Source organism: Dellaglioa sp. CoH-57-MRSF-18 (assembly GCF_056781995.1).
Map to the genome: position 1 here is coordinate 1 of NZ_JBXAXX010000142.1, position 350 is coordinate 350.

The following is a 350-nucleotide window of genomic DNA, read 5'->3' on the forward strand; positions in this document are numbered from 1 at the left end:
GCTTCTGGAGGATACGGCACTGCGCCTGTCGAGCGCGCGTGCCACAAAGAGCACGAAAGACGCGTTCACCCACTTCGGGATGAACAACAATGCGACGGCACTGGTCCGCGACATCCTGTACGCCGAGTCCGGTGACGACATCATACCGACCGGCATTCCCGAATTCGATCGGCAGTCCGGGGGATTTGCTCGCGGCTCGATGGTCACCATCGCCGCAGGCTCAGGTGCCGGTAAATCGCTGTTTGCCAACGACATCGCGACCAAGATGGCTAGCGCCGGCTACAAGGTGCTGGTGGTTCCTCTCGAAATGAGTGCGAAGGAAACCACGGTGCGCGTCATGGCCAACGTCG

1 protein-coding gene is annotated in these 350 nt (G+C 60.9%); it reads left to right on the forward strand.

The window, feature by feature from the left end; genetic code table 11:
* The coding region (locus AC1RPG_RS08475; protein ID WP_481762547.1) for a DnaB-like helicase C-terminal domain-containing protein at positions 1–350 on the forward strand (350 nt) is incomplete at both ends.